The organism is Erwinia tracheiphila, from assembly GCF_021365465.1.
Lineage (GTDB): Bacteria > Pseudomonadota > Gammaproteobacteria > Enterobacterales > Enterobacteriaceae > Erwinia > Erwinia tracheiphila.
Genome location: NZ_CP089932.1, coordinates 606,842 through 624,930, shown reverse-complemented (window position 1 = coordinate 624,930; position 18,089 = coordinate 606,842). Strand labels below are relative to the sequence as shown.

Annotated in this window: 13 protein-coding genes, 2 tRNA genes, 3 rRNA genes and 4 pseudogenes; 8 read left to right on the top strand and 14 right to left on the bottom strand. The window is 49.3% G+C overall.

The genetic code is table 11. From position 1 onward, the window contains the following. Positions 1–496 precede the first annotated feature (496 nt). Positions 497–746: pseudogene (locus tag LU633_RS03255) on the top strand (terminase TerL endonuclease subunit); the annotation flags it as partial. Here the strand turns inward: LU633_RS03255 and LU633_RS26080 are convergent. The 5 genes and pseudogenes from LU633_RS26080 to LU633_RS26070 form a co-directional block, all read right to left on the bottom strand. Then, complete coding sequence (locus tag LU633_RS26080; protein ID WP_200896940.1) at positions 648–932, bottom strand: hypothetical protein; 285 nt, start codon at positions 930–932, stop codon at positions 648–650. The pseudogene LU633_RS03255 and the gene LU633_RS26080 overlap by 99 nt on opposite strands. 234 nt (positions 933–1,166) lie before the next feature. Then, the gene (locus tag LU633_RS03245) at positions 1,167–1,493 is read right to left on the bottom strand and encodes a DUF1493 family protein (protein WP_020322708.1); all 327 of its coding nucleotides are present in this window, start codon (positions 1,491–1,493) and stop codon (positions 1,167–1,169) included. Further along, positions 1,487–1,729: pseudogene (locus LU633_RS26075) on the bottom strand (STM2901 family protein); the annotation flags it as partial. The pseudogene LU633_RS26075 and the gene LU633_RS03245, both read right to left, overlap by 7 nt. Continuing rightward, on the bottom strand, positions 1,630–2,028 hold the full coding sequence (locus LU633_RS03235; protein WP_052734730.1) for a hypothetical protein: 399 nt from the start codon (positions 2,026–2,028) through the stop codon (positions 1,630–1,632). The pseudogene LU633_RS26075 and the gene LU633_RS03235, both read right to left, overlap by 100 nt. A gap of 349 nt (positions 2,029–2,377) precedes the next feature. Then, positions 2,378–2,587, bottom strand: coding sequence for an Arm DNA-binding domain-containing protein (locus tag LU633_RS26070; RefSeq protein ID WP_407647027.1), 210 nt, complete (start codon positions 2,585–2,587; stop codon positions 2,378–2,380). A 338-nt stretch (positions 2,588–2,925) separates the two neighbouring features. On the opposite strand from LU633_RS26070, the gene lpxP reads away from it, so the two are divergent. The 6 genes and pseudogenes from lpxP to LU633_RS03205 form a co-directional block, all read left to right on the top strand. After that, positions 2,926–3,846: a kdo(2)-lipid IV(A) palmitoleoyltransferase gene (gene lpxP / locus LU633_RS03230; protein WP_020322710.1), complete on the top strand. Its 921-nt coding sequence runs from the start codon at positions 2,926–2,928 to the stop codon at positions 3,844–3,846. Between the two features lie 339 nt (positions 3,847–4,185). Further along, positions 4,186–5,211, top strand: a complete 1,026-nt coding sequence (locus LU633_RS03225; protein ID WP_020322712.1) for an amino acid ABC transporter substrate-binding protein — start codon at positions 4,186–4,188, stop codon at positions 5,209–5,211. Positions 5,212–5,283: 72 nt separating this feature from the next. Further along, positions 5,284–6,462 (top strand): amino acid ABC transporter permease, encoded by a 1,179-nt coding sequence (locus LU633_RS03220; protein ID WP_020322714.1) that lies wholly within the window; start codon positions 5,284–5,286, stop codon positions 6,460–6,462. Positions 6,463–6,478: 16 nt separating this feature from the next. Continuing rightward, complete coding sequence (locus LU633_RS03215; RefSeq protein WP_020322715.1) at positions 6,479–7,579, top strand: amino acid ABC transporter permease; 1,101 nt, start codon at positions 6,479–6,481, stop codon at positions 7,577–7,579. 8 nt (positions 7,580–7,587) lie between these two features. Beyond that, on the top strand, positions 7,588–8,352 hold the full coding sequence (locus LU633_RS03210; RefSeq protein ID WP_020322716.1) for an amino acid ABC transporter ATP-binding protein: 765 nt from the start codon (positions 7,588–7,590) through the stop codon (positions 8,350–8,352). Positions 8,353–8,750: 398 nt separating this feature from the next. Next, positions 8,751–9,328: pseudogene (locus LU633_RS03205) on the top strand (helix-turn-helix domain-containing protein); the annotation flags it as partial. A 190-nt stretch (positions 9,329–9,518) separates the two neighbouring features. Here the strand turns inward: LU633_RS03205 and rrf are convergent. From rrf to LU633_RS03180, 5 genes are all read right to left on the bottom strand, one after another. Continuing rightward, positions 9,519–9,634 (bottom strand): 5S ribosomal RNA (gene rrf / locus LU633_RS03200). A 203-nt stretch (positions 9,635–9,837) separates the two neighbouring features. Further along, positions 9,838–12,740: ribosomal RNA gene (locus LU633_RS03195) — 23S ribosomal RNA — on the bottom strand. A gap of 198 nt (positions 12,741–12,938) precedes the next feature. Further along, positions 12,939–13,014: transfer RNA gene (locus tag LU633_RS03190), tRNA-Ala, on the bottom strand. A 142-nt stretch (positions 13,015–13,156) separates the two neighbouring features. Further along, positions 13,157–13,233, bottom strand: a tRNA-Ile gene (locus LU633_RS03185). 72 nt (positions 13,234–13,305) lie between these two features. After that, positions 13,306–14,847 (bottom strand): 16S ribosomal RNA (locus LU633_RS03180). The 16S, 23S and 5S rRNA genes sit together here with 2 tRNA genes alongside, the layout of an rRNA operon. A gap of 508 nt (positions 14,848–15,355) precedes the next feature. Between LU633_RS03180 and LU633_RS03175 the strand changes: the two are divergent. Beyond that, positions 15,356–15,910 (top strand): annotated as a pseudogene (locus LU633_RS03175) (gamma carbonic anhydrase family protein). Here LU633_RS03175 and LU633_RS03170 read toward each other — a convergent pair. The 4 genes from LU633_RS03170 to LU633_RS03155 are packed head-to-tail and all read right to left on the bottom strand — an operon-like array spanning position 15,886 to position 18,080. Next, complete coding sequence (locus LU633_RS03170) at positions 15,886–16,137, bottom strand: DUF1488 family protein (RefSeq protein WP_020322719.1); 252 nt, start codon at positions 16,135–16,137, stop codon at positions 15,886–15,888. The pseudogene LU633_RS03175 and the gene LU633_RS03170 overlap by 25 nt on opposite strands. Then, entirely contained in the window at positions 16,134–16,955 is an 822-nt protein-coding gene (gene aroE / locus LU633_RS03165) for a shikimate dehydrogenase (protein WP_020322720.1), read from the bottom strand. The genes LU633_RS03170 and aroE overlap by 4 nt, the downstream gene beginning before the upstream one ends. Positions 16,956–16,960: 5 nt before the next feature. Next, complete coding sequence (gene tsaC, locus LU633_RS03160; RefSeq protein WP_020322721.1) at positions 16,961–17,533, bottom strand: L-threonylcarbamoyladenylate synthase type 1 TsaC; 573 nt, start codon at positions 17,531–17,533, stop codon at positions 16,961–16,963. Beyond that, positions 17,526–18,080, bottom strand: a complete 555-nt coding sequence (locus tag LU633_RS03155) for a DNA topoisomerase family protein (protein ID WP_020322722.1) — start codon at positions 18,078–18,080, stop codon at positions 17,526–17,528. Before LU633_RS03155 ends, tsaC begins: the two co-directional genes overlap by 8 nt. Positions 18,081–18,089 lie beyond the last annotated feature (9 nt).

The window sequence follows — 18,089 nt, the reverse complement described above, 5'->3', positions numbered from 1 at the left end:
CACGACTTTCCTGCATTTAGCCTCGAGAAAATGAAAGATTTCTTATCAAAAGCAACCCCCTGCTTTGCCCACAACTGACTGGCACTACGGGAATGCACTCTGTTGCGGCTTGCGCTTCCAGCAGAATGGGATAAAGAAACGGCGATAAGCCGCTTTATTATCGGGTTCGGTGACCACCTCGATCACTTTTAATAGGGATGCTGGTCACAAAATTATTCGCAGGAACGCCATGCCATCTCATTTTTTCTGTCAGGTGCTGCTTCTGTTTATTGCAATAAATTTTCAACCCATTGTTTTTATGGATTGTTAATGATAAGAATTCAGCGTTTGCAATACACAGGATTAACGTAGCTCTCCGAGTGGGAAAGAAATTCGCCCAAAATATAATCCTCAGATGAGCTGCAAGCATGAGACCAAACATTGGGGCTTTTGGCGGTTTTGCTGTACCACCTGTACCACTATCGGCAGCGAAGATTGACGGGTTTACCGATCATTACGCCACCTACCCTCGCAGTGGGTGGAAATGCTCACCAGGCGCTTTAACATCTGGTACCAGGGGGCCACGCCGTGGATGGGTTCCGGCGCATGGGATGCCTGCAGGGACGATTACAGTGAGTCTGACCTGGCCGGAATGGAGTGTTGGCCTGTCATCTACCGGAGACATTACCAGCGTCTGCTATGCGTTCCCGTCTGACCGGGAAATCCGGCTGCTTACCCGCCACTACCTGCCGGAAGCGCAGCTGATTGCGTTCTTCATCGGCCAGCACTTCAAGGCGGGAAATATCAGTGTCAAGGGATTCTGCCCTGGCGCGGAGTTCATCAAACTGTTTGCCTTCGTCAGCGTTCAGATTGCGTTTTTCCTCAGTGGCTTTATCCATGATGGAGCGCATCCGGGTTTTGAGGGCGGCTTTCGCCTGGTGGAGTTCAGGCAATTTTTCATGTCGCGGTTTCTCGTAACGTTAAATATTGAGACGTGAAACCAGTCCGGGGAAGCCACTAAACCTCTGGTGCCCAACGCGGCGGGTGTGACGGCAGGTGGCGGCTCACTTCTGAGTGCCACTATTCAGGATATACATGAAAAACATAAAGGAAACCCCGATCAAAGACAGGGTGAATCATGGGTAAACATGGGTACGAATAATTTACAATATTATTTATTCCGGCACTCAGTCATAGAGCCAGCGCCCAGCTTTAGCTGATTCAGCAAGCATTCTTACCGTGAGTGGTTTCTTTTCCTGATTCAGGGGTTTGCTGGTATACCACTTTCGGAAAAACCATGCCACTTTCCAGGGGTAATAGCTTTCAAAATTCATAGACGACATATCTACAAAGAATTTTTCGGCATAGTCATTTATGGCGTAAGCCATATCATCAGATTCAATACTCTCTTGCAAAATATCATCAATCTGAAACGGTATTCTTTTGAACGTCAATGTTGCCGTTTCAGGAAGTTTATCGCGAAAGAAGGATAATATCTCATCATCGGTTACCATAGTTTATCTTTCCCCCTGGCTATCACGTTATACTTTGTTGTAGCCTTAAAACTGATAACCGTAACATCACTTGCCATTAAAGCCCACTCCACAACCGGAACCGATCAGCCAACAAAAGCACCCAAGTTATTTACCATCATTGGTTTGAGAGTTTGAATGCTTTTGTTTGTGAACGTTGGCAGCCTGAACGGTAATTCCACATTGAGGAAACGTCGCGCAGCAAGAGAGGCAACACTCGCAAATTAATTTCTTTTCGCTGATCAGGCGATTTTGCGTGTAATTGCACTGTGAGCCAGTTAAGCCGATCTGCGGCTGTAGGGGTTACTGTCCACACCCAGGAACAGAAATCCCATTCTTTCCACGTTGAAGTTCTTATCTCATGCATGCGACAGCCAAATGATATTGCGATAATAATTATTGCTCTTACATATGCTGATATCAGCACATTCCCAATTTCTTTATTTGCCAGTAACCATACGTCTGCCAGTTCAGAGGGTGATAACACGCGGTCTTTTTTTTCTGCGCTCTTACCCATATCAGATATTCTGAAATCATTCAGTTCATTATTTATGGCAAATCGCCTTGTCTTACAAAACCTCAATGCCTGCCGCACTGATAAGAACGTCGCACCAGATATTACAGGTGCCCTTTTTTTCAGTCATCAAAAAGATTGAGCCATACGGTTGTGTTGCATTCTGAAAGAGGCATTGAACCAGCTTTAGAATAAATATACCGTTCAAATTCTGCCTGCTTACGCTGCCAATTCTTATGATTTTCCTGAGCGTAGTTTTTTATTCAGTATTCCAGTGCGTCCTTAACCGTAACGGGCTTTAATTCCATTTCACGCTTTAACTTGAGGTAAATCCTTGGGTCTTTATTCTCAGTCAATAATGAGCGGCACTCATCCCTGCCCCCCTGGGCTGCTTAAGGGACATATCAGGATACTGACCAAGAGTAAGCCATACTGGTGGGCATGTTCTGTCTCCGGTACGATAAAAAAAGACAAAGCTGATACGCCCAGCTTTAGAAACCCTGACGGACAGACCTCTACCATCAGCAACCAATTTCTGCCTGTCTGACAGAGTGCCAGACATCGATTTCAGATACTTATCACTTAGTTTATTTTCTGCGGGCATACTTCAATTCTCGCTATAGCTGCAATACACGGTGAGCTGAAACGGCGGGTATTCATCAGTTAACACAAGAACACAAATCTACCAGTTATTAAATTGAATCAATTAGTTATATAAAACACCAGAACAGCCGGAGACGCATTCAAAAGCTAATGTTATATTCTGCTTTAATGTGTTGGTTTTGTAAAAGTACTAATACAGGTGACAACTTCCTGTTCATACTGTTGTCCTACTCTCCGTATCGCAACGAGCCTTGCTCTTTATGCGCTACATATCACTTGCCCGCTAAAGAGAGAACTATGAAGTCTTCGCCCCGTTTTACCTACGATTTTTTGCATCCGCGGTACTGGCTAACATGGATGGGTCTGTTCGTATTATTTTTACTTGTACAACTACCTTTTCCCTTACTGCAAAAGCTGGGTACCTGGATGGGCCGCACCTCGATGCATTTCCTCAAGCGACGTATCCGTATTACCCGACGGAATCTTGAACTTTGTTTTCCAGAAATGTCGGACAGCCAGCGTGAGTTGCGGATTGTACGTAACTTTGAATCCTTAGGGATGGGGCTGCTTGAAACCGGCATGGCATGGTTTTGGTCAGATCATCGGGTGAAGCGCTGGTTTACCGTCAATGGGCTACACAATTTAATAGCGGCACAGCAACATGGCCGGGGCGCATTGATTATCGGCGTGCATTTTATGTCGCTGGAACTGGGCGGAAGAGCAATGGGCCTCTGCCAGCCAATGATGGCAATGTACCGCCCCCATAACAATAAGCTAATGGAGTGGGTTCAGACGAAAGGCAGGATGCGCTCTAACAAGGCAATGATTAACCGCCGGGATTTACGCGGTATGGTCCAGGCGTTAAAACAGGGAGAAGCTGTCTGGTTTGCTCCCGATCAGGATTACGGCCCTAAAGGCAGCGTATTTGCACCACTTTTTGCAGTACCTGAGGCGGCAACAACAAGTGGAACCTGGATGATTGCCAGAATGGCTAATCCAGCCATGATCACTGTCGTACTTATTCGCAATGAAAACGGCAGTGGTTATGAATTGCTCATTCAGCCAGAGCTTCAGGACTATCCTGTTGGCGATGAGCAGCAGGCTGCTGCCTATATGAACAAAGTGATTGAACGCGAAATCATGCGGGCTCCCAACCAATATATGTGGCTGCATCGCAGATTTAAGACCCGCCCCAGGGGCACAGGTTCGCTATATTAATTCCCTTCTCATCACAGCCGACTTGTTTTGCTACAGGCCAGCCCCCTTTCTCCCACTGCTTCTATACACATCTGCGGATTTACATTTTTTGCTTCGCCACAGGAAAAACTGCCGCACTCTTTTCGGTCACAGACCGCCTTCACGCCCTCTTTTGGAGCAATTATTGAATTGCTCCATAGAAATAATTCTAAATATTAATAACGCTCCCTAACAAATACAGGGTTCTGCAGTTTTGGCATTAGCTTTGCAAGAGGGGGATGGCTGAGGCCACAGTCAGGAATAAGTGCACCGCAGCGTGCACTCAACATAACAAAACGAATTCGCCATACAGGATGCTTTATGAAAAAAATGATGCTCTCCACTTTGGTTGCCGCTGCATCGCTGTTTGCAGTTGCGAATCAGGCACATGCTGGTACCACCCTGGATGCCATTAAAAAGAAAGGCTTTGTGCAATGCGGTATCAGCGATGGACTGCCAGGTTTCTCCTTTGCTGACGCCAGCGGAAAATTCAGCGGTATTGATGTAGATGTCTGCCGCGCGACAGCCGCTGCTGTGTTTGGTGACGCTTCAAAAGTAAAATACACCCCGCTGACGGCAAAAGAGCGTTTTACTGCATTGCAGTCTGGCGAAATTGATATCCTCTCCCGTAATACCACCTGGACATCCTCGCGTGATGCCGGAATGGGCTTTATTTTCGCGGGCGTGAACTACTACGACGGCATCGGTTTCCTGACGCATAAAAAAGCAGGCCTGAAGAGTGCAAAAGAACTTGATGGTGCAACAGTTTGTATTCAGGCGGGCACAGATACTGAACTGAACGTCGCTGACTATTTTAAAGCGAATAACATGCAGTATACGCCGGTCACTTTTGATCGTTCCGATGAGTCAGCCAAAGCGCTTGATACCGGACGCTGCGATACTCTGGCCTCAGACCAGTCGCAGCTTTATGCACTACGTATCAAGCTTGGTAAACCTGACGAATTTATTGTACTACCGGAAGTGATCTCAAAAGAGCCTCTGGGACCGGTAGTTCGTCGCGGTGATAACGACTGGTATACCATCGTGAAATGGTCATTGTTTGCCATGCTGAATGCGGAAGAGATGGGGATTACCTCTCAAAATGTCGACCAGATGGCGTCTAAACCTTCGACCCCTGATATGGCACATTTGCTTGGTTCTGAAGGCGACTTCGGTAAAGACCTGAAACTGGATAATAAGTGGGCCTATAACATTGTCAAGCAAGTAGGTAACTATCAGGAAATCTTTGATCGCAGCGTCGGTAAAGACAGTCAGCTGAAAATTACACGTGGCCAGAACGCACTCTGGAACAAGGGCGGTATTCAGTACGCTCCACCAGTACGTTAATTCGCCCTTCCCTTTAACAGGGCACCGCTATGTCGGTGTCTTCGTCAGAATTTTCGTTACTGAGGTTTCAACATGTCTCATCGCACAACCGTGAAAAGGGATTTTTCGTTAAGCAATCCTGCGGTGCGCGCCTGGTTTTACCAGATCATTGCGATTGTCGCTGTAGCTGGCGGGGTGGGGTATTTGGTTCACAATATCCTTCTTAACCTGGCAAGCCGGGGGATTACCTCCGGTTTTGGTTTCCTTGAACGTAGCGCTGGCTTTGGTATTGTTCAGCATCTGATTGATTACAGCGAGGGGGATACTTACACTCGTGTTTTTCTGGTTGGGCTGACAAATACCTTTTTAGTTTCAGCGCTTTGTATTGTATTTGCCTCTTTCCTTGGCTTTTTTATTGGTCTTGCTCGTCTGTCAGAAAACTGGCTGTTGCGTAAAATTTCTACTATCTATATCGAAACTTTTCGCAATATTCCGCCATTGTTGCAAATATTCTTCTGGTATTTTGCCGTGTTGCGAAATCTGCCAGACCCACGTCAGGCACTGAGCGCCTTTGATATAGCCTTTGTCAGTAACCGGGGGCTATATATTCCCTGGCCACAGTACGCTACAGGCACATGGCCGTTTATTATCGCACTGCTACTGGCCGCTGCAGGTACGATTGCACTGTTTCGCTATAACCGTTCCTGTCAGCTTAAAACAGGTCAACTTAAGCGTACCTGGCCTGCAGCAGTTGTGATGTTCATTGCTTTTCTATTGATTTCCTGGCAGGTAGCAGGGGCAGGGATGTCCTGGGACATTCCTGCACTTCATGGCTTTAATTTCCGCGGGGGATTTGTACTGATCCCTGAACTGGCAGCGTTGACGCTGGCACTCTCGATTTATACCTCTTCTTTTATCGCTGAAGTGATCCGTTCGGGTATCCAGTCCGTTCCACACGGGCAGCATGAAGCCGCCCGCTCGCTGGGTTTGCCTAATCCGGTAACGCTTCGTCAGGTCATCGTTCCCCAGGCAATGAGAGTGATTATTCCACCGTTAACCAGCCAGTACCTCAATATTGTGAAAAATTCATCACTGGCTGCAGCAATTGGTTATCCCGATATGGTTTCTCTGTTTGCCGGTACAGTGCTGAATCAGACTGGTCAGGCAATTGAAACTATTACGATTACCATGGGTGTTTATCTGGTTATCAGCCTGCTGATTTCGCTGTTAATGAATATTTATAACCGCAAAATCCGTCTGATCGAGCGCTAAGAAGCACGGGATTATTATGAATTTAGCTACTCACGGTACTTCATCAGCGCCGATAAACTCACTCTCGCGCACCATCGGTTGGGCAAGAAAAAATTTGTTCTCCAGCTGGGCTAACTCACTGCTTACGCTGTTTTGCTTATGGGTTATATGGAGCGTTATTCCTCCCGCGCTTAACTGGCTTTTCTTCCAGGCTAACTGGTTTGGTTCAACCCGTGCCGACTGTACCAAAGAAGGGGCCTGCTGGATTTTCATTCACGCACGCTTTGGTCAGTTTATGTATGGACTTTATCCTCATGAACTTCGCTGGCGTATTAACCTCGCCCTGATCATTGGGCTGCTGTCTGCCATGCCAATGTTCCTGAAAAACCTGCCACAACGGGGGCGCTACATTGCGATCTGGGCGATTGCCTACCCTGTTGCCGTGTGGTTTCTGTTGTATGGGGGCTATCTGGGACTCGAACGTGTAGAGACCCGCCAATGGGGCGGCCTGACATTAACCTTGATTATTGCCTCTGTAGGGATTGCCGGTGCACTGCCGCTTGGCATTCTGCTGGCTCTTGGCAGACGCTCTCGCATGTCGGTCGTTCGTTCATTATCGGTGATTTTTATTGAATTCTGGCGTGGGGTTCCGTTAATAACGGTCCTGTTTATGTCCTCAGTAATGCTACCGTTATTTATGTCTGAAGGTAGCAGCATTGATAAACTGATTCGTGCATTGGTCGGCGTTATTCTTTTCCAGTCTGCTTATGTAGCAGAAGTGGTGCGCGGGGGTTTACAGGCACTACCTAAAGGGCAGTACGAAGCAGCGGAATCACTGGCGCTAGGTTACTGGAAAACGCAGGGCCTGGTTATTCTGCCGCAAGCGTTAAAACTGGTCATTCCCGGGTTGGTGAACACCATTATTGCCCTGTTTAAAGATACCAGTCTGGTAATCATTATCGGGTTATTCGATCTGTTTAGCAGCGTGCAGCAGGCAACGGTTGACCCCGCATGGCTTGGTATGTCAACCGAGGGATATGTTTTTGCCGCACTGGTTTACTGGATATTTTGTTTTAGCATGTCGCGCTACAGCCAGTATTTGGAGAAGCGTTTTCACACCGGGCGTACGCCGCACTGAGGCTTAAAATGACACAATCACTAATTAAACAATCCGACGATGCGATGATGATTACCCTCGAAAAGGTGAACAAATGGTATGGTCAGTTTCACGTACTCAAAGATATCAATCTGCAAGTGAAACCGCGTGAACGTATCGTCCTTTGTGGCCCATCTGGTTCAGGCAAATCAACAACGATTCGGTGTATTAATCATCTGGAAGAGCACCAGCAAGGATGTATTGTTGTGGATGGTATTCATCTCAATGATGACCTGCGAAATATTGAACTCGTGCGTACTGAGGTCGGCATGGTGTTTCAGCATTTCAATCTTTTCCCACATCTGACCGTATTGCAAAACTGCACGCTTGCGCCAATTTGGGTACGTAAAACACCTAAGAAAGAAGCGGAAGCCTTAGCGATGCATTATTTACAGCGCGTGCGTATAGCAGAACATGCGCATAAATTTCCCGGTCAGCTTTCCGGAGGACAGCAACAGCGTGTCGCTATTGCACGTTCGCTGTGCATGAAACCCAAAATTATGCTGTTTGATGAGCCAACTTCAGCGCTCGACCCTGAAATGGTAAAAGAAGTATTGGATACGATGATTGGTCTGGCAGAAGATGGGATGACCATGCTGTGTGTAACCCATGAGATGGGTTTTGCACGCACGGTGGCTGACCGCGTGATCTTTATGGATCGCGGAGAGATTGTTGAACAGGCACCACCGCAGGAGTTTTTCTCCAATCCTCAGTCAGAACGTACCAGAACATTTCTTTCTCAAGTTATTCACTAAATTTGCAATTAGAACGCGCATTACCACTCCCTCTGGCCTGATCGCCAGAGGGAGTTCTGTGACGCCTGCCAGTATGCTGTAAGAATACTTTTTCAAACTTTCAGCAGGAAACACTCTGTTTTTTTATCCTGAGTGATCACTTTTCGCTCCACTGACTGAAATCCATTTAAAATCAGCCCGCATCTTTAATATTATCCTTAGCTTTTCCCACTTCTATTATTTTTTATAACTACATCACACCGTTAAGCCAGAGCTTGTTCTGACCGCTCAATACGTGCCGTCGGCACTATTCAAAGGTGCGAACAAGATCCAGTAGCAAGAGCAGGGCATCTTAGGAAAAACCTCACATTTAATATTTATGTACTTTAGTGGGCCTTCCCCCGTTGTGGTGGCCGGGCATGATAGTGGCAGTTTTCATAAGAGGTCACTGCCATGACGAAAAATCCCTCTATGCCCATATTCTCAACCTGTCAGCTCCCTGGCAGGTGAAATCCCTGAATCTTGATGAGAATGCCGGTTCCGTCACCGTTATCGTTGGCATTGCTGACAATTCAAGGCGTTCATGCCCCAGTTGCAGTAAAACCTGTCCTGTTCATGGCCACCGCCAGTGTAAATGGCGTCACCTCGATACCTGCCAGTTTTCCACGCCAGTTGAGGCTAATGTCCCCCGCGTTAACTGTCCTGAGCACGGTTGCCAGACGCTGCCCGTTCCCTGATTCGGCCCCGGAAGTCGTTATACGTTACTGTTCGAGTCTTTCGTCCTCTTCTGGCTGAAAATCAGCACCATCGATGCCGTCCGCAGACAACTTAAGTTGAACTGGAATGCCGTTGACGGAATTATGATGCGGGCCGTTAAGCGGGGAATGGCACGGATAAAGAGATCACAGCCAGCGCGCGCCGCAGCGTTGACGAAGTCGCTTTCAAAAAAGGACACCGGTATATCTCGGTCATATCAGATCGTATCGGACGGGCCCTGACATCAAGGCCAAAGGTGTTAAAAGGTGTTAAGGAAGGGGACTGGCTGAACATCTGACGGCCTTAAGGAAGGTAAAGGTAACTGCACAGTCTAACCGATTAACCGGGTCACGCAGCTTTTTTTCCGGCTTTTTTTTCCGGCTATAGACGCAAAAACCCCCGGCCACTGGCCGGGGGTCCGCTTGTATGATGCCCGGCAGTTCCCTACTCTCGCATGGGGAGACCCCACACTACCATCGGCGCTACGGCGTTTCACTTCTGAGTTCGGCATGGGGTCAGGTGGGACCACCGCGCTAAAGCCGCCAGGCAAATTCTTTGTGCCCTGTCCCGTGCCTTTTGTGCTGATATCGCCTCGCTCAGTCACATACCCATGTATGCTCCTTACCGCCCTCTCAGCGCAAAATCCTTCGGAATCATCTCCGCAGAACAGTGCTAAATTCTTCTGTCCGTCACAAGCTGAATACCGATCGTGTCGTCTCTCAACACTCACCAGAACGCCTCTGGCGTTGTAAGGTTAAGCCTCACGGGTCATTAGTACCGGTCAGCTCAACGCATCGCTGCGCTTACACATCCGGCCTATCAACGTCGTCGTCTTCAACGTCCCTTAAGGTGGCTTTAAGCCACAGGGAGAACTCATCTCGGGGCAAGTTTCGCGCTTAGATGCTTTCAGCGCTTATCTTTTCCGCACTTAGCTACCGGGCTGTGCCACTGGCGTGACAACCCGAACACCAGCGGTGCGTTCACTCCGGTCCTCTCGTACTGGGAGCAAACCCCCTCAATTCTCCAGCGCCCACGGCAGATAGGGACCGAACTGTCTCACGACGTTCTAAACCCAGCTCGCGTACCACTTTAAACGGCGAACAGCCGTACCCTTGGGACCTGCTTCAGCCCCAGGATGTGATGAGCCGACATCGAGGTGCCAAACACCGCCGTCGATATGAACTCTTGGGCGGTATCAGCCTGTTATCCCCGGAGTACCTTTTATCCGTTGAGCGATGGCCCTTCCATTCAGAACCACCGGATCACTATGACCTGCTTTCGCATCTGCTCGCGCCGTCACGCTCGCAGTCAGGCTGGCTTATGCCATTGCACTAACCTCCTGATGTCCGACCAGGATTAGCCAACCTTCGTGCTCCTCCGTTACGCTTTGGGAGGAGACCGCCCCAGTCAAACTACCCACCAGACACTGTCCCCGCGCCGGATCACGGCGCAAGGTTAGAACACCAAACGTTAAAGGGTGGTATTTCAAGGATGGCTCCACACGAACTGGCGTCCGCGCTTCAAAGCCTCCCACCTATCCTGCACATCAAGGCTCAGTGTTCAGTGTCAAGCTGTAGTAAAGGTTCACGGGGTCTTTCCGTCTTGCCGCGGGTACACTGCATCTTCACAGCGAGTTCAATTTCACTGAGTCCCGGGTGGAGACAGCCTGGCCATCATTACGCCATTCGTGCAGGTCGGAACTTACCCGACAAGGAATTTCGCTACCTTAGGACCGTTATAGTTACGGCCGCCGTTTACCGGGGCTTCGATCAGGAGCTTCGCGTTGCCGCTAACCCCATCAATTAACCTTCCGGCACCGGGCAGGCGTCACACCGTATACGTCCACTTTCGTGTTTGCACAGTGCTGTGTTTTTAATAAACAGTTGCAGCCAGCTGGTATCTTCGACTGGCTTCAGCTCCGGGAGCACGTCCCTTCACCTACGCGCCAGCGTGCCTTCTCCCGAAGTTACGGCACCATTTTGCCTAGTTCCTTCACCCGGGTTCTCTCAAGCGCCTTGGTATTCTCTACCTGACCACCTGTGTCGGTTTCGGGTACGATTCTCTGTTGCCTGATGCTTAGAGGCTTTTCCTGGAAGCAGGGCATTTGTCACTTCAGCACCGTGGTGCCTCGTCATCACGCCTCAGCCTTGATTTTCCGGATTTGCCTGGAAAAACAGCCTACACGCTTAAACCGGGACAACCGTCGCCCGGATGACATAGCCTTCTCCGTCCCCCCTTCGCAGCAACACCGAGTACGGGAATATTAACCCGTTTCCCATCGACTACGCCTTTCGGCCTCGCCTTAGGGGTCGACTCACCCTGCCCCGATTAACGTTGGACAGGAACCCTTGGTCTTCCGGCGAGCGGGCTTTTCACCCGCTTTATCGTTACTTATGTCAGCATTCGCACTTCTGATACCTCCAGCATGCCTCACAGCACACCTTCCACGGCTTACAGAACGCTCCCCTACCCAACAACGCTTACGCGCCGCTGCCGCAGCTTCGGTGCATGGTTTAGCCCCGTTACATCTTCCGCGCAGGCCGACTCGACCAGTGAGCTATTACGCTTTCTTTAAATGATGGCTGCTTCTAAGCCAACATCCTGGCTGTCTGGGCCTTCCCACATCGTTTCCCACTTAACCATGACTTTGGGACCTTAGCTGGCGGTCTGGGTTGTTTCCCTCTTCACGACGGACGTTAGCACCCGCCGTGTGTCTCCCGTGATAACATTCTGCGGTATTCGGAGTTTGCATCGGATCGGTAAGCCGGGATGGCCCCCTGGCCGAAACAGTGCTCTACCCCCGCAGATGACTTCACGAGGCGCTACCTAAATAGCTTTCGGGGAGAACCAGCTATCTCCCGGTTTGATTGGCCTTTCACCCCCAGCCACAGGTCATCCGCTAATTTTTCAACATTAGTCGGTTCGGTCCTCCAGTTAGTGTTACCCAACCTTCAACCTGCCCATGGCTAGATCACCGGGTTTCGGGTCTGTACCCTGCAACTTAACGCCCAGTTAAGACTCGGTTTCCCTGCGGCTCCCCTATTCGGTTAACCTTGCTACAGAATACAAGTCGCTGACCCATTATACAAAAGGTACGCAGTCACACCACGAAGGTGCTCCCACTGCTTGTACGTACACGGTTTCAGGTTCTGTTTCACTCCCCTCGCCGGGGTTCTTTTCGCCTTTCCCTCACGGTACTGGTTCACTATCGGTCAGTCAGGAGTATTTAGCCTTGGAGGATGGTCCCCCCATATTCAGACAGGATAACACGTGTCCCGCCCTACTCTTCGAACTCACAGCATGTGCACCTTCGTGTACGGGAGTATCACCCTGTACCCTGCGACTTTCCAGACGCTTCCACTGATGCACAAGCTGATGATGGTTCCGGGCTCCTCCCCGTTCGCTCGCCGCTACTGGGGGAATCTCGGTTGATTTCTTTTCCTCGGGGTACTGAGATGTTTCAGTTCCCCCGGTTCGCCTTGCAGCACTATGTATTCATGCTGCAATGATGCACAAGTGCACCGGGTTTCCCCATTCGGGTATCGTCGGGTATCGCGGTTCATATCACCTTACCGACGCTTATCGCAGATTAGCACGCCCTTCATCGCCTCTGACTGCCAGGGCATCCACCGTGTACGCTTCGTCACTTAACCTCACAACCCACAGGCGTCCACAGGACGCATGCCGTTGCAGGCATTGAGAGACCGTACATGTCATCACGCCATTCCTGTTACCCAGAATGACAACAACATGTCGTTTCAATTTTCAGCTTGTTCCGGATTGTTAAAGAGCATAATACTTCACAGCATACCCTTACCGGCACGCTCTGAAGTATTTTTCGTCAGACTGCATGGTGGAGCTAAGCGGGATCGAACCGCTGACCTCCTGCGTGCAAGGCAGGCGCTCTCCCAGCTGAGCTATAGCCCCATACAGTCACTGCAGAGACCACTGTTACCACTCAACCGAGTACACTTCTTAAGAAATGCAATTCGTTCTCAGACAGGCTATGTTTCCGCGAAGCATAGTGAACTATGCGAGCCTGAGACATAACGCAGCCTGAGTGCGAATTTGGTAGGCCTGAGTGGACTTGAACCACCGACCTCACCCTTATCAGGGGTGCGCTCTAACCACCTGAGCTACAAGCCTGGAGAGGTTTTCTGCTCGTTACTTTTCTATCAGACAATCTGTGTGAGCACTGCGCATGAAGCTATCTTATGCTAAGGAGGTGATCCAACCGCAGGTTCCCCTACGGTTACCTTGTTACGACTTCACCCCAGTCATGAATCACAAAGTGGTAAGCGCCCTCCCGAAGGTTAAGCTACCTACTTCTTTTGCAACCCACTCCCATGGTGTGACGGGCGGTGTGTACAAGGCCCGGGAACGTATTCACCGTGGCATTCTGATCCACGATTACTAGCGATTCCGACTTCACGGAGTCGAGTTGCAGACTCCGATCCGGACTACGACGCACTTTATGAGGTCCGCATGCTCTCGCGAGGTCGCTTCTCTTTGTATGCGCCATTGTAGCACGTGTGTAGCCCTGGCCGTAAGGGCCATGATGACTTGACGTCATCCCCACCTTCCTCCGGTTTATCACCGGCAGTCTCCTTTGAGTTCCCGACCAAATCGCTGGCAACAAAGGATAAGGGTTGCGCTCGTTGCGGGACTTAACCCAACATTTCACAACACGAGCTGACGACAGCCATGCAGCACCTGTCTCACAGCTCCCGAAGGCACCAAAGCATCTCTGCTAAGTTCTGTGGATGTCAAGGCCAGGTAAGGTTCTTCGCGTTGCATCGAATTAAACCACATGCTCCACCGCTTGTGCGGGCCCCCGTCAATTCATTTGAGTTTTAACCTTGCGGCCGTACTCCCCAGGCGGTCGATTTAACGCGTTAGCTACGGAAGCCACACCTCAAGGGCACAACCTCCAAATCGACATCGTTTACAGCGTGGACTACCAGGGTATCTAATCCTGTTTGCTCCCCACGCTTTCGCACATGAGCGTCAGTCTTTGTCCAGGGGGCCGCCTTCGCCACCGGTATTCCTCCAGATCTCTACGCATTTCACCGCTACACCTGGAATTCCACCCCCCTCTACAAGACTCCAGCCTGCCAGTTTCAAATGCAGTTCCCAGGTTAAGCCCGGGGATTTCACATCTGACTTAACAGACCGCCTGCGTGCGCTTTACGCCCAGTAATTCCGATTAACGCTTGCACCCTCCGTATTACCGCGGCTGCTGGCACGGAGTTAGCCGGTGCTTCTTCTGCGGGTAACGTCAATGCCGCTGGTTATTAACCAGCGTCCCTTCCTCCCCGCTGAAAGTACTTTACAACCCGAAGGCCTTCTTCATACACGCGGCATGGCTGCATCAGGCTTGCGCCCATTGTGCAATATTCCCCACTGCTGCCTCCCGTAGGAGTCTGGACCGTGTCTCAGTTCCAGTGTGGCTGGTCATCCTCTCAGACCAGCTAGGGATCGTCGCCCAGGTAGGCCGTTACCCTACCTGCCAGCTAATCCCATCTGGGCACATCCGATGGCAAGAGGCCATAAGGTCCCCCTCTTTGCTCTTGCGAGATTATGCGGTATTAGCCACCGTTTCCAGTGGTTATCCCCCGCCATCAGGCAGTTTCCCAGACATTACTCACCCGTCCGCCACTCGTCACCCAAAGAGCACGCTCTTCTGTGCTACCGTTCGACTTGCATGTGTTAGGCCTGCCGCCAGCGTTCAATCTGAGCCATGATCAAACTCTTCAATTTAAAGTTTGATTTGCTTCAACTCGTGAAGCAGTGCTCAAGGAAAACGTCGTAATGAATTACGTGTTCACTCTTAAGACTTGATATTTTTGCATCCGAAGATGCCGATATCTATCCTGCGAGTGCCCACACAGATTGTCTGATAAATTGTTAAAGAGCGGTGCGGTCAGTGCTTTCGCTTCCTGCCGCGAGGTCGCGTATACTACGCTTTCCTCCTTCAGAGTCAACCACTTTTACGCAGCTTTTCTCCGGCGGTTCAGCTCGCTGAACCTCTCAACACGGCGGCATCGAAGCCGTTGTTCCGTGTCAGTGGTGGCGCATTATAGGGATCAATTTTGTGAGCACAAGTTTTATTTAGATCTTTTTTTCCGATTGCGGATTTTTCACTCTCACCATTAAGATCTGAGACGATCCGCCTCAAAATATTACATCTGACTCAAGGAATATTGTTAGAAATACTCTTGAGGTATTACGCTCCAGAGATCCCAGAGTATATAAAAAAGAGGAAGTTATGCCAGAGAATCTACGCCCTTACAAAAAAACATTTCCGTTGCTTGGCCAGAGAGTGATGGTTGATTCATCCAGTGTTGTGATCGGCAATGTTGGGCTTGCTGACGATGTGAGTGTCTGGCCATTAGTCACTATTCGTGGCGATGTGAATCGAATTACCATTGGTAAACGCAGCAATGTGCAGGATGGCAGCATACTTCACGTAACCCATAAATCAGCCTCTAATCCTGAAGGCTACCCGCTGATCCTGGGTGAGGATGTAACCGTTGGACATAAAGCTATCTTGCACGGCTGAAAGGTTGGCAGCCGTGTTCTTATCGGAATGGGTTCCATCCTGTTAGACGGTGTAACAGTGGAAAATGATGTCATGATTGGCGCTGGCACTCTGGTTCCATCGGGAAAACATCTTGTCAGTGGATATCTTTACATAGGCAGCCCTGCAAGGCAGTCCCGCCCGCTTTCAAAAGAAGAAATTAATCATCTGCTTTATTCATCAAGTAATTATGTTGAATGGAAAAACGATTACCTTGCTCAGGAAAGCCAAAACCATCCTTGATGATCTTCCTGGTCGGATTTGATCAATGATTCAGCTTCTTCTTCCAGATCCCAACGGTGCTGGCAAAACAGCACCAGCAGTGTTTTATCTTCACCAAAGCGGCGAATTAATGATTCACCGCTTATAGCGCAGGTAACCTGGAACCCATTGACCAACGCAGGAAAACAGACTGTGTTAAGCGCTTCTTCCCATATTTCTCGCTCGGGGAACTGAATGGCTTGATTCAAGTCGCCAGCTCCGCTTTTAAACAAGCAATAACGGGCACAATGTCTGGAAGCTCGCCATGCCATAAACAGAAAGCATGAGCAGCCTGGCCTACCAGCATTCCAAGTCCGTCAGATAGTTGGGTTGCCCCCAGACGCACGCACCATCTAAGAAACGGTGTAGGGCCGCTCTGATAGAACATGTCGTAGCAACGGATATCGTAACTAATTAGATTTTCGGGCAGCGCAGGTAAGTCTCCATTCACACCGCTGGATGTTGCATTTATGATCAAATCAAAATGCTCTCCGGCTAATTGCGTCATAGCACAAGCATCAATTTCACCGGCCTTCTGGAAAATCTTCGCCAGTAATTCTGCTTTATGAAATGTTCGGTTAGTAATTGTCAGAGAACAGCCAAAAGACAGTAACGGTAATATTACGCCACGCGCGGCACCGCCAGCCCCCACAAGAAGGACCCTGTCGGAGGGTTTAATTAATTTTTGTCTCTCAAGGTCAGTTAACAGGCCAACACCATCTGTGTTATCTCCCAGCAAACGACCATCTTCGAGTTTTTTTATTGTATTAACGGCACCTGCCATGAATGCACGTTGAGTTAACTGCTCCACCAGCCTGTAAGCCTCTTCTTTAAAAGGAAGGGTTACGTTGGCTCCTCTGCCTCCCTCACCAATAAAGTCAGCGACAGAATCGGCAAAAGCATTCATCGGTACACAGATGCGATCATAAAGATGAGCAATACCAGTTTGTGCAGCGAACAACTGATGTATACGCGGCGATTTGCTATGACTGACAGGATTACCGAACACCGCAAATTTAAGAGTCATTGTGTTTATCCCTGACGGATTAGTTCACCTGTTAAAGCATCGCGAATTTCTGATGGGTTCTTACGACCGCCAGTTTCAGCCAGCAAAACGGGAAAGTTCACACCAAACTGTTGACAGACTTCTACGGGAGTACGACAAGGAGGCAAAGTAGTAATATTAGCACTGGTTGAAACCAAGGGCTTGTTTACTGCAAGACAGAGTCTCCGGACCTCAGAATGATTGCTAACACGAACAGCAAGAGAGTTAAATTGTCCGGTCAACCAGCGGGGAGTCGTTTCACGGGCAGGTATTACCCAAGTTACGGGACCTGGCCAGCTGGCAAACATACGATCTTTCTGCTGCTTTGAAAGTTGGGTATCGTCAAGATAGTGCTGCAACTGACGATAATTTGCAGCAATCAATATTAGTCCTTTATGCACCGGGCGTTGTTTTAATGACAATAATGCCATAACAGCCGCTTCATTGTCAGGATCGCACCCGAGGCCAAAAACAGCCTCAGTTGGATAAGCAATAACAGCACCTTGCCTGATTTGGTTAACACAGAATTCCAGGCTCCCGTGTAAACACGAATTATTCACTACATTTTCCTGGTTTTATTGGCTTACCGCAGGTTTTCCGGGCGCAAAATATTTTCAGTTCGCGCAACATCTTTTTCTCGATTAACAGAGGGAAGTTGCAAAACTCGCATTCACCTCCTATCGGAGTGAAATTGACGGCGAATTGGCAATCCGGATAACGATCGCAAGCATGAAAAGCCTTTCCATAACGTGAACGACGTTGCACAAGTTTTCCCTGCCCACATTGTGGACAAGTGAGGTTGGTTTCATCTGGCTTGTCTATCAGTTCGGTGTGTTCACACTCTGGATAATGACTACAAGCAATAAACATTCCATATCGCCCCTGCCGTAAAACCAATTCGGTCTGGCAGGCCGGACAATATTTCCCTTCAAGAATTTTTACAACGTGTCCATCCGATTGGCTTTTCAGTGGTCGAATGTAACTACATCCGGGGTATCCCGAGCATCCAAGAAACGGACCATATTTACCAGACCGAATCGTCAATTCTGCCCCACAATCTGGGCAGAACTCTTGTTTTCGCACAGCGAAACGCGCGGTTTTATTCATATACTTTAT

Bases quoted from the DNA above. Each gene is read 5' to 3' on its own strand.
- lpxP (WP_020322710.1), top strand. From the start codon at position 2,926: ATGAAGTCTTCGCCCCGTTTTACCTACGATTTTTTGCATCCGCGGTAC.
- LU633_RS03210 (WP_020322716.1), top strand. From the start codon at position 7,588: ATGACACAATCACTAATTAAACAATCCGACGATGCGATGATGATTACC.
- aroE (WP_020322720.1), bottom strand. From the start codon at position 16,955: ATGACTCTTAAATTTGCGGTGTTCGGTAATCCTGTCAGTCATAGCAAA.
- LU633_RS26070 (WP_407647027.1), bottom strand. From the start codon at position 2,587: ATGTCTGGCACTCTGTCAGACAGGCAGAAATTGGTTGCTGATGGTAGA.
- LU633_RS03235 (WP_052734730.1), bottom strand. From the start codon at position 2,028: ATGGGTAAGAGCGCAGAAAAAAAAGACCGCGTGTTATCACCCTCTGAA.
- LU633_RS03155 (WP_020322722.1), bottom strand. From the start codon at position 18,080: ATGAATAAAACCGCGCGTTTCGCTGTGCGAAAACAAGAGTTCTGCCCA.
- LU633_RS03220 (WP_020322714.1), top strand. From the start codon at position 5,284: ATGTCTCATCGCACAACCGTGAAAAGGGATTTTTCGTTAAGCAATCCT.
- LU633_RS03225 (WP_020322712.1), top strand. From the start codon at position 4,186: ATGAAAAAAATGATGCTCTCCACTTTGGTTGCCGCTGCATCGCTGTTT.
- LU633_RS03245 (WP_020322708.1), bottom strand. From the start codon at position 1,493: ATGGTAACCGATGATGAGATATTATCCTTCTTTCGCGATAAACTTCCT.
- LU633_RS03215 (WP_020322715.1), top strand. From the start codon at position 6,479: ATGAATTTAGCTACTCACGGTACTTCATCAGCGCCGATAAACTCACTC.